Consider the following 277-nt stretch of genomic DNA (forward strand, 5'->3'; position numbering starts at 1 on the left):
CAGCGCCTCACGCAGAGTTGCTGCACGCTCAGCCGCCGCCGCGTAGGCGCGGGTCGCCTCCACCGCAGCGGCGCGGGCGGTATCGAGCTGAGCCTGCGCGCGGGAACGAGACTGCGCTGCCTCACCCGAGACACGCTCAGTCTGCGCCACCTCAGATGCCGCCTTCTCAACGGTCTTCAGTGCCGCATCGTAGCGCTCTTCAAAGCTAGAGTAGATTTCAACTGCGCGTTCTGCCTCTTCGCGGCGTTCCTCCAGCAGTTCCAGGGTACGTTCGTAT

1 protein-coding gene is annotated in these 277 nt (G+C 65.0%); it reads right to left on the minus strand.

Going from position 1 to position 277, the window contains the following annotated elements; all coding sequences use genetic code 11:
- Positions 1-277 (minus strand): hypothetical protein (locus PU683_RS22170; RefSeq protein ID WP_431190974.1); only part of this gene is annotated, 277 nt, incomplete at both ends.

Origin of the sequence: Candidatus Kosakonia sp. 282A-S69, assembly GCF_029433855.1 — a bacterium.
GTDB classification, from domain to species: Bacteria; Pseudomonadota; Gammaproteobacteria; order Enterobacterales; family Enterobacteriaceae; genus Kosakonia; species Kosakonia cowanii_A.